Annotated in this window: 12 protein-coding genes; 3 read left to right on the plus strand and 9 right to left on the minus strand. The window is 73.8% G+C overall.

Going from position 1 to position 13,103, the window contains the following annotated elements; genetic code table 11:
• Positions 1 to 121: 121 nt before the first annotated feature.
• Entirely contained in the window at positions 122 to 3,067 is a 2,946-nt protein-coding gene (gene uvrA, locus AC0OLQ_RS26285) for an excinuclease ABC subunit UvrA (RefSeq protein ID WP_357342938.1), read from the minus strand.
• A gap of 209 nt (positions 3,068 to 3,276) precedes the next feature.
• On the minus strand, positions 3,277 to 4,356 hold the full coding sequence (gene rsgA / locus AC0OLQ_RS26290) for a ribosome small subunit-dependent GTPase A (RefSeq protein WP_484528496.1): 1,080 nt from the start codon (positions 4,354 to 4,356) through the stop codon (positions 3,277 to 3,279).
• A 226-nt stretch (positions 4,357 to 4,582) separates the two neighbouring features.
• On the opposite strand from rsgA, the gene AC0OLQ_RS26295 reads away from it, so the two are divergent.
• Positions 4,583 to 5,299, plus strand: a complete 717-nt coding sequence (locus tag AC0OLQ_RS26295) for a maleylpyruvate isomerase family mycothiol-dependent enzyme (protein WP_484528497.1) — start codon at positions 4,583 to 4,585, stop codon at positions 5,297 to 5,299.
• An 8-nt stretch (positions 5,300 to 5,307) separates the two neighbouring features.
• Complete coding sequence (locus AC0OLQ_RS26300; RefSeq protein WP_484528498.1) at positions 5,308 to 5,961, plus strand: MBL fold metallo-hydrolase; 654 nt, start codon at positions 5,308 to 5,310, stop codon at positions 5,959 to 5,961.
• Positions 5,962 to 5,989: 28 nt separating this feature from the next.
• Here the strand turns inward: AC0OLQ_RS26300 and AC0OLQ_RS26305 are convergent, their stop codons facing one another.
• A complete protein-coding gene (locus AC0OLQ_RS26305) occupies positions 5,990 to 6,610 on the minus strand; it encodes a DedA family protein (RefSeq protein WP_357342946.1) in 621 nt (206 codons plus the stop codon).
• Between the two features lie 91 nt (positions 6,611 to 6,701).
• Positions 6,702 to 7,388, minus strand: a complete 687-nt coding sequence (locus AC0OLQ_RS26310) for a class I SAM-dependent methyltransferase (protein ID WP_357342948.1) — start codon at positions 7,386 to 7,388, stop codon at positions 6,702 to 6,704.
• A 167-nt stretch (positions 7,389 to 7,555) separates the two neighbouring features.
• Between AC0OLQ_RS26310 and AC0OLQ_RS26315 the strand changes: the two genes are divergently transcribed.
• Positions 7,556 to 7,759, plus strand: coding sequence for a cold-shock protein (locus AC0OLQ_RS26315; protein ID WP_091663412.1), 204 nt, complete (start codon positions 7,556 to 7,558; stop codon positions 7,757 to 7,759).
• A gap of 51 nt (positions 7,760 to 7,810) precedes the next feature.
• Here the strand turns inward: AC0OLQ_RS26315 and AC0OLQ_RS26320 are convergent, their stop codons facing one another.
• From AC0OLQ_RS26320 to AC0OLQ_RS26340, 5 genes are all read right to left on the minus strand, one after another.
• A complete protein-coding gene (locus AC0OLQ_RS26320) occupies positions 7,811 to 9,091 on the minus strand; it encodes an MFS transporter (RefSeq protein ID WP_484528499.1) in 1,281 nt (426 codons plus the stop codon).
• A complete protein-coding gene (locus tag AC0OLQ_RS26325; RefSeq protein ID WP_484528500.1) occupies positions 9,088 to 9,663 on the minus strand; it encodes an ArsR/SmtB family transcription factor in 576 nt (191 codons plus the stop codon). The genes AC0OLQ_RS26320 and AC0OLQ_RS26325 overlap by 4 nt, the downstream gene beginning before the upstream one ends.
• A 105-nt stretch (positions 9,664 to 9,768) precedes the next feature.
• Positions 9,769 to 10,677: a hypothetical protein gene (locus AC0OLQ_RS26330; RefSeq protein ID WP_484528501.1), complete on the minus strand. Its 909-nt coding sequence runs from the start codon at positions 10,675 to 10,677 to the stop codon at positions 9,769 to 9,771.
• A 162-nt stretch (positions 10,678 to 10,839) separates the two neighbouring features.
• Entirely contained in the window at positions 10,840 to 12,495 is a 1,656-nt protein-coding gene (locus AC0OLQ_RS26335; RefSeq protein ID WP_484528502.1) for a CocE/NonD family hydrolase, read from the minus strand.
• 2 nt (positions 12,496 to 12,497) lie between these two features.
• On the minus strand, positions 12,498 to 13,028 hold the full coding sequence (locus AC0OLQ_RS26340; protein ID WP_484532436.1) for a MarR family transcriptional regulator: 531 nt from the start codon (positions 13,026 to 13,028) through the stop codon (positions 12,498 to 12,500).
• Between the last annotated feature and the right edge of the window lie 75 nt (positions 13,029 to 13,103).

A 13,103-nucleotide genomic window follows, 5' to 3' on the forward strand; every position in this document is an offset into this window, starting at 1 on the left:
TGATCAGTGGCCTCAGTTCAGGACACGAACCACTGTGGCGCACGGTTCATACTGACGCGTCACGAAATGGATATCCGAAACGGGCGGGCCGTGGCCGGCCCGCCCGTTCGGTGTCCATCGCTCAGCGTGCTCCGGCCGGCACCTTGCGGGTACGCGACTTCACCGCGCTGCCGTTGGCCTTCGCCGCCCGGGTGGTGGCCGCCTTCGCGCCCTTGGCCGCGCCGTCGAGCTTGAGGATCGGCCGCAGGAACTGACCGGTGTGGCTCTCCGGGACCTCGGCGACCTCCTCCGGCGTGCCGGTGGCGAGCACGGTGCCGCCCCGGTGCCCGCCCTCGGGGCCCATGTCGATGATCCAGTCGGCCGACTTGATCACATCGAGGTTGTGCTCGATGGTAATCACCGTGTTGCCCTTCTCGACCAGGCCCTCGAGCACCATCAGCAGCTTGCGGATGTCCTCGAAGTGCAGGCCGGTCGTGGGCTCGTCGAGCACGTAGACCGTCCGGCCGGTGGAGCGCTTCTGCAACTCGGAGGCGAGCTTGACGCGCTGGGCCTCGCCGCCGGAGAGCGTCGGCGCGGGCTGGCCGAGGCGCACGTAGCCGAGGCCGACGTCGACCAGGGTCTTGAGGTGCCGGTGGATGGCCGGGATGGCGGAGAAGAACTCGGCCGCCTCCTCGATCGGCATGTCCAGGACCTCGGCGACCGTCCTGCCCTTGTAGTGGACCTCCAGGGTCTCCCGGTTGTAGCGGGCGCCCTTGCAGACCTCGCAGGGGACGTAGACGTCCGGGAGGAAGTTCATCTCGATCTTGATGGTGCCGTCGCCGGAGCACGCCTCGCAGCGCCCGCCCTTGACGTTGAACGAAAAGCGGCCCGGACCGTACCCCCGGACCTTGGCCTCGGTGGTCTCGGCGAAGAGCTTGCGGATGTGGTCCCACACCCCGGTGTAGGTGGCCGGGTTGGAGCGCGGGGTCCGCCCGATCGGCGACTGGTCGACGCCCACGACCTTGTCGACGTGCTCCAGCCCGGTGATCCGGGTGTGCCGGCCGGGCACCAGCCGGGCGCCGTTGATCTGGTTTGCCAGCACGGCGTGCAGGATGTCGTTGACCAGCGTCGACTTGCCGGAGCCGCTGACCCCGGTGACCGCGATGAGCTGGCCGAGCGGGAAGCCCACGGTGAGGTTGCGCAGGTTGTGCTCGCGCGCCCCGTGCACCACCAGCTCGCGGCCCGGAGTCTGCGGCCGGCGCGTCGCCGGCGTCGGGATCGACTTCCGACCCGACAGGTACGCCCCGGTGACCGACTCCTCGTTCTCCAGCAGGGCCGGCACCGACCCGCTGTGCACGATCTTGCCGCCGTGCTCGCCGGCGCCCGGGCCGATGTCGACGATCCAGTCGGCGACCCGGATGGTGTCCTCGTCGTGCTCGACCACGATCAGCGTGTTGCCCAGCCCGCGCAGCCGCAGCAGGGTCTCGATCAGCCGGTGGTTGTCCCGCTGGTGCAGGCCGATGGAGGGCTCGTCCAGCACGTAGAGCACGCCGACCAGGCCGGAGCCGATCTGGGTGGCGAGCCGGATGCGCTGCGCCTCACCGCCGGAGAGGGTGCCGGCCGGGCGGTCCAGGGAGAGGTAGTCGAGCCCGACGTCGAGCAGGAACTTCAGCCGGGCGTTGATCTCCTTGAGCACCCGCTCGGCGATCATCTTCTGCCGGTCGGTCAGCTCGATGCCGGCGAGCAGGTCGGCGGCCTCGCCCACGGACAGGTTGCAGACCTCGGCGATGCTCTTGCCGGCCAGGGTGACCGCGAGCACCTCCGGCTTGAGCCGGGTGCCGCCGCAGGCCGCGCAGGGCACGTCCCGCATGTAGCCCTCGTACTTGTCCCGCGACCACTCCGACTCGGTGTCGGTGTGCCGGCGCTCGATCCACTGCATCACACCCTCGAAGCCGGTGTAGTAGGAGCGCTCGCGGCCGTACTTGTTGCGGTAGCGGACGTGCACCTGGTCGTCGGAGCCGTGCAGGATCGTCTTCTGCGCCCGGGAGGGCAGCGCCCGCCACGGGGTGTCGATGTCGAAGTGCTGGGCCTCGCCGAGCGCCTCCAGCAGGCGCAGGAAATATTCCAGGTTGTGCCCGGTCGCCCAGGGCTGGATGGCGCCCTCGCGCAGGGTGCGCTCCGGGTCCGGGATCACCAGCTCCGGGTCGACCTCCTTCTTGGTGCCCAGGCCGGTGCACTCGGGGCAGGCGCCGTAGGGCGCGTTGAAGGAGAAGACCCGGGGCTCCAGGTCCTCGATCGCCAGGGGGTGGTCGTTGGGGCAGGCCAGGTGCTCGGAGTAGCGGCGCTCCCGGCCCGGGTCGTCCTCGGCCAGGTCGACGAAGTCGAGCAGCACCAGGCCGCCGGAGAGGCCGAGCGCCGCCTCGACCGAGTCGGTCAGCCGCTGCTTGGCGCTGGGCTTGACGCTGAGCCGGTCGATGACCACCTCGATGGTGTGCTTCTCCTGCTTCTTGAGCTTCGGCGGCTCGGTCAGCGGGTGCACCACGCCGTCGACCCGGGCCCGGGCGTAGCCCTTGGCCTGGAGCTCGGCGAAGAGGTCGACGTATTCGCCCTTGCGGCCGCGCACCACCGGGGCGAGCACCATGAACCGGGTGCCCTCGGCCATGGCCAGCACCCGGTCGACGATCTGCTGCGGGCTCTGCTTGGAGATCCGCTCGCCGCAGATCGGGCAGTGCGGCTCGCCGATGCGGGCGAAGAGCAGGCGGAGGTAGTCGTAGACCTCGGTGATGGTGCCGACGGTGGAGCGCGGGTTGCGCGAGGTGGACTTCTGGTCGATGGAGACCGCGGGGCTGAGGCCCTCGATGAAGTCGACGTCGGGCTTGTCCATCTGGCCGAGGAACTGCCGGGCGTACGACGACAGCGACTCGACGTAGCGGCGCTGGCCCTCGGCGAAGATGGTGTCGAACGCCAGGCTCGACTTGCCCGAACCGGAGAGCCCGGTGAAGACGATCAGGGCGTCCCGGGGCAGGTCGAGACTGACGTCACGCAGGTTGTGCTCGCGCGCGCCACGGATGATCAGTCGGTCGGCCACGGTGCGTGTGCTCCCGGAAGAAGAATGTGAGGCGGATCTGTCCGCCCGACGCGAGGTCTGGGCAGTTTTCGAGGGTTGACGAGGCGCAGGGAAGACGCCTCGGCAACTCTAGCCCCGAGGTATGACAACTTCCGTGGCGGCGACATTCCCCCAGGTCAGCACGGTCGGGCCGGATGCGGTGCGGCCCGCCCGACCGCCCCGGCAGACCTCTAGAGTGCCCCGGATCCGGGCGGGGTCGCCGGACGCCCGGTCCGCCGCCGGCCGCTGCGCCAGCTGCCCCGGCGCTCGGCGGCAAGCCGGACCTCCCGGCGCCGGCTCTCGTAGACCACCTCGCGCTGGAGCCGGCGCCAGTTCTCCCAGCGCCGGACCGGCAGCTCGCCGCTGTCCAGCGCCGCCCGCACCGCGCAGGCCGGCTCGGCGTCGTGGGCGCAGTCGGCGTACCGGCAGCCGGCGGCGAGCTCGGCGATGTCGGCGAACGCCCGGTCCAGGCCGGCCGAGCCGTCCAGCAGGCCGACCGCCCGCACCCCGGGGGTGTCCAGCACCGCTCCCCCGCCGGGGATCGGCACCAGCGCCCGCCAGGTGGTGGTGTGCCGGCCCTTGCCGTCGGACCGGCGGATCGCCTGGGTCCGCATCACGTCGGCCCCGGCCAGCGCGTTGACCAGGCTCGACTTGCCTGCGCCGGAGGGCCCGAGCAGGCCGAGGGTGCGCCCCGGCGCGACGTACCAGCGCAGCGGCTCCAGCCCCGCGCCGCGCTCGGCGCTGACCGGCAGCACCGGCACCCCGGGCGCCAGGGCGGCCAGTTGCCGGGCCACCGCCGCCGGGTCGGGGGCCAGGTCGGCCTTGGTGAGCACGACGAGCGGCTCGGCGCCGGACTCGTGCGCCAGCGAGAGCAGCCGCTCGATGCGAGCGGCGTCCGGCGCCGGGTGCACCGGCTCGACCACCGCGGCGGCGTCGAGGTTGGCGGCCAGCACCTGGCCGCTGGCGTCCTTGCCGGCGGTGCGCCGGATCAGCGCGGTGCGGCGGGGCAGCACGGTCTCCACGGTGACCGGCCCGTCCGGCCAGGTGGCCAGCAGCACCCAGTCGCCGGCGCAGGGCAGCGCGGTCAGGTCGCGGGCCGCGGCGGCCAGCACCCCGCCGCCCAGGCTGGCCCGGACGGGCCCCTCCGGGCGGAGCACGGTGCAGACCCCGCGATCGACGCGGGCCACCCGGCCCGGCCGGCGGTCGCCGCGTGGATTCAGGTACGCCGCCCGGTCGGCGTCCCAGCCGAGGGCGGTCAGATCGAGGTTCATGGGTGTCCTCATCGGTGTCGAGGGGATTCATGGCGGAACACGGGTGCTACGACCGGCATGCTCACCACCTCCGCTCCGACTCCCGGTGCCGCGCCCTACGGCGACTTCGGCCCGGCGCGTGTGACGCCGCGACCTGAAGCCGTCGGCCCGACGGTAGGGGGCGCGCCGACGCGCCGAAAGCGATTTCCCCGGCGACGCGACCGCGGCGTACCGCTAGGGTCGATGCGTGACGAGCGATCCCCTCCTGCTGACCGGCGAACTGGACGAGGCGACCGCCCGGCTGCTGCGTACCGCGGCGGCCCTGGGCGACCACGACGTCGCCGCGCCGTCCCGGCTGCCGGGCTGGACCCGCGGCCACGTCCTGACCCACCTGGCCCGCAACGCCGACGGGTTCGTCAACCTGCTCACCGCCGCCCGCACGGGCGAGGACATCCCGATGTACCCCAGCCCCGAGGCCCGGTCCGCCGACATCGAGGCCGGGGCCGGCCGCGGTCCGGCCGACCTCATGGACGACCTGCGCCGCAGCTCGCAGCGGTTCACCGCGGCGGTCGCCGAGATGCCGGTCGAGGCGTGGGGGGCCACCGTGCAGACCCGGCGCGGCCCGTGGCCGGCGGCGATGCTGGTCTGGGGCCGGCTGCGCGAGGTCGAGGTGCACCACGTCGACCTGGGCGCCGGCTACCGGCCCGCCGACTGGCCGGACGCGTTCGCCCAGCGGCTGCTGCACGAGGTGGCGGCCGGCCTGGCCGGCAACCCGGAAGCGCCGGCCATGGTGCTGCGCTTCGACGGCTTCCGGCACGAACTCGTCGTGGGTGACCCCGAGGGGACACCCACCGTCACCGGCCCCGCGCCGGAACTCGCCGCCTGGCTGACCGGCCGCAGCGCGGGCGAGGTGCTCACCGTCACTCCCGACGGTCCCCTACCGACTCCACCGGAATGGATCTGAACGCCGTCATGACCTACAGCGGAGACGTCACGCCCGGCGGTGCGCCGGCCGTGCGCGAGCTCGACCGGCTCACCATCAGCAAGCTGTCGGTGGGCCCGATGGACAACAACGCCTACCTGCTGCGCTGCCGGGAGACCGGCGAGCAGGTGCTGATCGACGCCGCGAACGAGGCACCCCGCCTGCTCGACCTGGTCGGTGACGGCGGGCTGGCCGCGGTGGTCACCACCCACCGGCACATGGACCACTGGGTCGCCCTGGAGGAGATGGTCGCCAAGACCAGCGCCCGCCCGCTGGTGCACTCCGACGACGCCGCCGGGCTGCCGATCGAGGCCGAGCCGCTGCACGAGGGCGACACGGTCCCGGTCGGCGACTGCGCGCTGGAGGTGATCCACCTCAGGGGGCACACCCCGGGTTCGATCGCGCTGCTCTACCGCGACCCGTCCGGGGTGCCGCACCTGTTCACCGGGGACTCGCTCTTCCCCGGCGGGGTCGGCAACACCGAGCAGGACCCGGAACGGTTCGGCCAGCTCATCGACGACGTCGAGCAGAAGCTCTTCGACCGGCTGCCCGACGAGACCTGGTTCTACCCGGGCCACGGGAAGGACAGCACGCTCGGCGCCGAGCGGCCCGCGCTGCCGCAGTGGCGGGCCCGGGGCTGGTGAGCGCGGCGGGCCGGCCCGGCCGGCCCGCTCAGCCGGCGTCCGCGGCGGTCACCGCGCGGAGCCGGTGCCGGGTGCCGAGCAGCACCGGACCGGCGAGCAGCAGGCCGACCGCCATGGTGAGCACGGTCGGGTTCGGCGCCCCGGGCAGCAGCCCGGTCAGCGCCCGCGCCGTGATGCCGAGGGCCACGTAGAGGCCGGCCCAGAGCGTCGCGCCGAGCGCCGCGCAGGCCGCGAACCTCCGGTACGACATCCGCAGCCCGCCGGCGGCCAGCGGCAGCAGCGCGTTGAACACCGGCAGGAACGGCGCCACCAGCACCATCCGCCCGCCGCCGCGGCGCAGCAACGCCTCGGCGGCCGCCCAGCGCGGCTCGCCGATCCAGTCGCCCAGCCGGCTGCGCCGCAGCCGCTCGCCCCAGCGCCGCCCGGCCAGGAAGCTCAACGACCAGCCGGCGAGGCAGCCCGCCACCACCGCCACGACGGTCGCCAGGCCGGTCGCCGGCCGGCCCGCGCCGACCGCGGCGAGGACCGCGGCGTCGCCGGGCACCAGCACCCCGAGCAGGGGTACGGCGTCGGCGAGCATCACCATGCCCAGCATTCCCATCAGCAGGGTGGTGGGCAGCTCCCCGACCTGGGCCAGCAGATCCGTCATGCTCCGTACGCTATGACCCGCGGGCGACCCGGCACATCGGGCATGAACCCCCACCGATCCCCGAGGCCAGCTCCGGATGATCCCTGAGGGGTCAGCGGGGGCGGAGGACCTGGACCCGGCGGAACGGGGAGTCGACCGAGGGCTCCGTGATGGGCACCCGGTACGCCGCCACCAGCTCCAGCCGGTCCGGCGGCAGGTGCCCCCGGTCCGGGTCGCCGACCAGCACCTGGACCCCCCGGTCCGCGGCCCGTTGCAGGTACGGCAGCATCCGCGCGGCCAGCGCGGCGTCGTAGAGGACGTCCCCGGCCAGCACCAGGTCGGCGCTGGCGGTGCCGTCCAGCAGGTCGTCCCCGGTGGCGGCCACGGTCACCCGGTTGGCCCGGGCGTTGACGGTCACGGCCGCCACCGCCCAGGGGTCGACGTCGTTGGCGACCACCCGGTCGGCGCCGGCGAGCGCGGCCGCGATGGCGACCAGCCCGGAGCCGGCGGCCAGGTCGAGCACCCGCCGCCCGGCGGCCAGTTCGGGGTGGTCGAGCAGGTGCCGGGCGAGCGCCTGCCCGCCGGCCCAGACGGAGGCCCAGTAGGGCGGCGGCAGCGACCGGCCGGCCGCCGCCTCCATCCGGGCCCACCAGAGGATGGCGTCTTCGGCGAGGTGCAGACGGACCTCCGGCACGAACGGCGCGTGGACCAGCCGGAGCCGGTCCAGGCCGTCGCCGGGCGCTGTGATCTCCCGTTCCAGGTCGGCCAGCGGCGTCTGTGTCCTCACCGGGGCAAGCATGCCCCCCTCGGCCCCGGGGCGGAGGGATTTTCCCGCTGACGGCGTATTCGCGAGGCGCGCCACGCACTTCCGCCAGCGAATCGCGGTTCGGGCGGTTACTGTCGGGAAGGTAAAGGGCGATCACCGGCCGCGACCGGTGCTCGCTCGCATTGAACAGGGAGAGACGCATGGCAACCGGCACGGTCAAGTGGTTCAACTCGGAAAAGGGCTTCGGCTTCATCGAGCAGGACGGCGGAGGTCCGGACGTGTTCGTCCACTACTCGGCCATTCAATCCAGCGGCTACCGCGAGCTGAACGAGGGCCAGAAGGTCGAGTTCGAGGTGACCCAGGGGCAGAAGGGCCCACAGGCGGACAACGTCCGTCCGATCTAGCTTCGTGCCGGTGGCGGCGGTCGGCTGTCCGACCGCCGCCGCAGCGCATTCTCAGTGCGGCGCCGCCGGCAGGTCACGCCGCCGCCGCAGCGGCCCGGCGAGCAGGATGAGCGGGGTCAGCGCGAGCCAGGCGGTCATCACCCGGATCGCCCCGGCCGGCCCCCACGCGGCGCCCAGCGCCCCGGCCAGCACGGCGGCGAGCGGGATGGTGCCGTAGTTCAGCAGCTGCATGCTCACGGTCACCCGCCCGAGCAGCCGGTGCGGCGTGTACGTCTGCCGGAAGCTGCCCTTCACCACGTTGCCCACGGCGACGCCCAGGCTGACCAGCGCGCCGCCGAGCACCAGCCACGCCACCCGGCTGCCCGGGCCGGCCAGCGGGATGAGCAGCGCCGGCGGGCCGGCGAGCGCGCCCGCCACGAGCAGGGCGCGGGCCGAGCCGAGCCGCCGGGCGAGCCCGGTGGCCAGGGCGGCGCCGAGGAGCCCGCCCACACTGGCCAGTCCGATCAGGAGCCCGACCAGCCCGGCCGGCAGCCCGGCGGAGCGGACCAGGAAGACCACCAGCACCGCCTGGTAGCCGGAGAGCCCGATGTTGCTGGCCGCGCCGAAGACCGTGAGCACCCGCAGGTACGGGTCGCGGGCGACGAAGCGCAGCCCGTCGGCGACCTCCCGGCGCAGTGAGGGCGCCTCGGTGGGGCGCGCCGGCCGGGGCTCGACGGCCCGGATGCGGCTGAGGCACGCGGCGGAGACCAGGAAGCTCACGGCGTCGAGCAGGACGGCGGTGACGGCGCCGGCGAGCTGGGCGATCAGGCCGGCCAGCCCGGGGCCGACGAGATAGCTGGCGGTCTGCGTGGCGTGCAGCTTGGCATTGCCCTCGGGCACCTGCTCGGGGCGCAGCAGGGTGGGCAGGTAGACCTGGTCGGCGGTCTCGAAGAACACCCGGGCCAGGCCGGCGCCGAGGGCGACGACCAGGAGCTGGCCGACCGTGAGCAGATCGAGCAGGGCGGCCACCGGGACGCTGGCGAACAGCGCCGCCGAGACCAGGTCGGCGGCGATCATCACGGGGCGCCGGCGGACCCGGTCGACCCAGGCGCCGGCGGGCAGGCCGGCCAGCAGCCAGGGCAGCCAGGCCGCGGCGGTGAGCACCGCCACCTGGAACGTGGTCGCGTCGAGCACGGCCACCGCGACCAGGGGCAGCGCCACGGCGGTCACGTTGCTGCCGACGGCGCTGACCGCCTGCCCGGCCCAGAGCAGCCGGAAGTCGCGGTGCCGGACCAGGCCCCGGCGCGGTCGGGAACCGGTGTCCGGCGCGGTGGTGCGGACCGGGGCGGTCACGGCTGGCCCGGGACGCCGTGGGCGAACAGGAAGACCGGCTCGCGTCGCTGCCCGTCGTCCGGAGCGGGCCGGTCGGCCCAGCGGGCGAAGAGGTCGGTGACCTCGCGGCTGAGCTGGGCCAGCTCCGCCGGGGTGAGCCGCAGCCACTTGTCGGTGCTGAACGGGCCGTCGCCCCAGGCGGCGTGGGCCTCGTCGGGCGCGGCGTGCCAGGCCCGGACCAGGGCGACGTGCCGGTCCAGGTTCAGCGAGCCGGCCGCGTCGGCCACGGCCCGGGCGGCGGGATCGGCGTCGAAGTCGGTGTTGGACCAGCGCACCGCCGGGTCCCGTAGCCGCCACCAGTGTTCCCGGCGGTCCCGGGCCAGTTCGGGCGCCTCCAGCACGAGGTCGGCGGCGGCCAGCACCTTGAGGTGGTGGCTGACGTTGGCCGGGGCCTGGCCGGTGCGCTCGGCGAGCACGCCGACGGTGCACGGGCCGTACACCTTGAGGACGTCCATGAGGCGGCGCCGCAACGGATGGGCGAGCGCGGCGAGGACGCGGGAGTCGGTGACGTGCCGGACGGCGGGCTTTTCCATGGGGAGAGCGTGACATCCGCAAGAGCTGTTGCGCAATATCTGTTGCTGATTTCCCTCACGAGACCCGGGGCCGCGGCGCGGCACTCGCCGCGGGTCCGGGTCGGATCAGGAGGTCAGTCGCCGGGACAACTCGTCGGCCACGTCCCGGGCGATCTGCGGCGGGATCGCCTCGGCGATCTTCTCCGGCGGCAGCCCGGCGAGCACCCCGGTGACGATCTGCTGCTCGTCGGTGAAGTCCTTGCCGGACAGCGCAGTCACCTGTGCGACGAGGGCCGGCCAGGCCCGCGCCATGGCCAGCATCTGCTGCAACGGCGAGTTGGCCTGGGGTGGGGCGACGAGCCCGGTGGTGCCGGCTGGCGAGATGAGCCAGTTGCGCAGGTTCTCCAGGTCGGCCAGGACGTCGCCGACGGTCCGGTTGCTGTATCCGGTGTTGTTGAGGAGTTTGTCGGTCTGTTCCATGTCGGGCTCCGGTTTCGGTGGGGCGATCAGGCCGATCGCGGTCAGGTAGCGACGGAACAGGGGGGTCTCGTCCCGGCCCGCCTTCGTGGAGTCACGGAAGAAGCTGAAGTGGGTGTGGAACAGGTGGCTGCTGTCCCCGCTGGTGCGCTTGCCCAGCCGGTCCCAGCGCTTCACGGTCGTGCCGTCCGGGGAGTAGATGATCTCCCGGATGTCGCGGGCGTCCGCGGCCCCCGCGGCGCACTGCGACACGCACCAGGTGGAGAAGGTACGCAGGTTGTGGGTCGCGCCGCCGGAGGAGACGGAGAAGGTCCCGACGTCCAGCGCGGAGGCGTGCAGGGTCAGCCCGGACGAGTCCCGGCGGGACTCCACCACCGAGTAGTCGTTGGGCACCACCCGGTCGGAACCGCAGTGGTATCCGCCCCTGTGGTTGGGATCGCCGACGATACCGACCTCGGCCGGTTCCAGGTCCTGACTTCGTACGGTGTCCTTGTCGACGTTGAGATAGCTGAGCAACAGGTTGCGGACGGCCAACAGGTTCGCCGGGGCCGACGTCATGGGATCTCCCCTCGGATCGGTCCGATGGGGCACGACAATCACTACACGTGAAGGCGCACGATCCGGGGCCGCGCCCCACCGGATGGCTGCACGGCACCGGGCACTTGGCCCGAGGATATCCACACCGGCAAGTGAATGCCCAGCTCAGAGCACTATCTGGAACTATGGGCCCGCTGTGGACGATGCCGGGACGACGGGCAGCACCAAGGCCGAAGGATGCTCGGGTTCGTGCAGGATCTCCCGCCAGCCAGCACGAAGAGTGATGGCGGTGCCGAGCGGTTCGCCGGTGCCCGGGTTCCGCGCGTAGCGCGGGTGGGCGCCACCGGAGACCTGGACGCGGAGCCGGTGCCCGGTTGCGAAGCGGTGCGCCGCCGGCCAGAGGGTGACCGGCACCCGGACCACACCGGACGGATCGCGCGGAAAGCGCCCGGGGGCGACCCGGACCAGGCCGTCGCAGACGTTCCAGGACCGCCCGCGCCGGTCGACGTCGCAGAGCCGGACGAAGACGTCCAGGTAGGACAGCTCGCTGCGAATGTGGATCTCGGCGTGCACCGGGCCGACCACCTCGACCGGGCCGACCAGCGGTGCGCTGCTGTACGTCAGCACGTCCGGCCGGGTCTCCACCGGCCGGTTGTCCACCGCGCCGGCCCGCTGGGCGACCAGCAGCGGGCCGCCGAGCGACGGCGTGGGGTCGGCCGGGTCGTAGCAGAACCGGTCGGGTGCGGAGGTGACCGGCGGCGCGGGGGCGAGCACCTGGCCGGCGTGCAGGTGCCAGCGGGTCGGCTCGGCCGCCGGGGGCCAGTCGGGCAGGTCACGCCAGCCGCCGCCGGCGCCGCCGACGTGCACCCGGACCGGCGCGCGGCGCTGCGCGGGGCGCCCGGCCAGGTGCTGGTCGAGCCAGTCGAGCCCCTCGCGCAGGGCCGCGACGAGGAGCCCGGGGCTGCCGTGGGTCCACGGGCCGACGGTCAGCCGGGGGCGGGCACCGGCCGCCCGGAGCCGGGCGTAGTCGTCGAGCTGGGCGGGGAGGAAGATGTCCTGCCAGCCGCTGACCATCGTCACCGGCGCGCGGACCTCGGCGATCCGGTCGCCGAAGATGCGGGTCCGCCAGTAGTCGGCGTCCGGGGTGTGGTGGCGCAGCCACTCCTGGAAGAACGCCACGGTCACCCCGGTGGCGATCCGGTCCGCCTCGGCCAGCGGCAGGTGGGCCAGCGCCCGGGTGAGCCGGGGCTGCCCGCGCTTGAGCTCCCACTGCCGGGCCAGCCAGGGCACGGTCTGCGCCTGGAGCAGCTCCGCCCAGGTGAGCACGGTGTCCAGCGCGAACGACTCGCCCGCGTACGTCGAGTCCCGGGTGGCCGAGGCGGTGACCACGGCGACCATCGCGCGCAGCTCGTCGCCCGCCTCGGCGGCCACAGCCCACTGCACGAACCCCTGGTAGCTGGCGCCGAACATGCCGAACTCGCCGGTCCACCAGGGCTGCCGACGCAGCCAGTCGAGGGTGTCCAGCCCGTCGTCGCGCTCGTGCACCAGCGGGGCGAACTCGCCGCCGGAGCCGTACGTGCCCCGGCAGGACTGGATCACCACGTGGTAGCCGCGCTCGGCGACGAGGCGGCCGAGCAGCCGGACCGGACCGCCCCGCCCGTACGGGGTGCGGATCAGCACGCAGGCCGCCCCGGGCAGATCCGGGGCGTAGTGGTCGGTGCGCAGCGTCACCCCGTCGCGGACCCGGACCGGCAGGTCCCGGGTGACCGTGATGCGCCGGACCCGGGCGGCCGGCAGCCGCAGCGCCGCCGCGGCGAGCCGGGTGAGCAATGGCCGCACGTTCAGTCCGCGGGGCGTTGCGCCGCGCCGCCCCGCCGGGGCTCGCCCCGGGCCGCGCGCACGGCGTCCCGGTGCTCGCGCATCGAGACCACCATCTCGGCCATGAACCGCTGCACGACGGCCAGCTCGTCGTCGCTGAACCGGGCCATCACCTCGTCGGTCCGCCGGCCCAGCGGGGCGAAGAAGCTGCGGGCCAGGGTGGCGCCCCGGTCGGCGTAGTGCAGGAAGACCTTGCGACGGTCGGCGGTGTCCCGGTCGCGCCGGATGTGCCCGCCCCGCTCCAGCCGGTCCACGAGCGCGGTCACCGAGCCGGAGGAGAGGTTGAGCGCCTCCCCCAGCCGCCCGGGGGTGATCGGGTCGCCCAGCAGCTCGGCGTCCATCACGGCGAGGAGGGCGTGCAGGTCGGTGGCGTTGAGGCCGTGCAGGCCGGCGAACGCGTGCCCGATGTGCTGTGCGTCGACCGAGTAGCGGCGCAGGTCGCTGGTGATGTCCGCGATCATCCGCCCACGCCGATCGTCCCGCCGCCGGTACATGCCCTGCGCGCCCACGTCTCGCCGCCACCCCCCGCCCGAACCGTCCGGTTGCAGCATAGAACCCCTGCCGATAAT

This window comes from Micromonospora sp. Utrum1, from assembly GCF_057197805.1.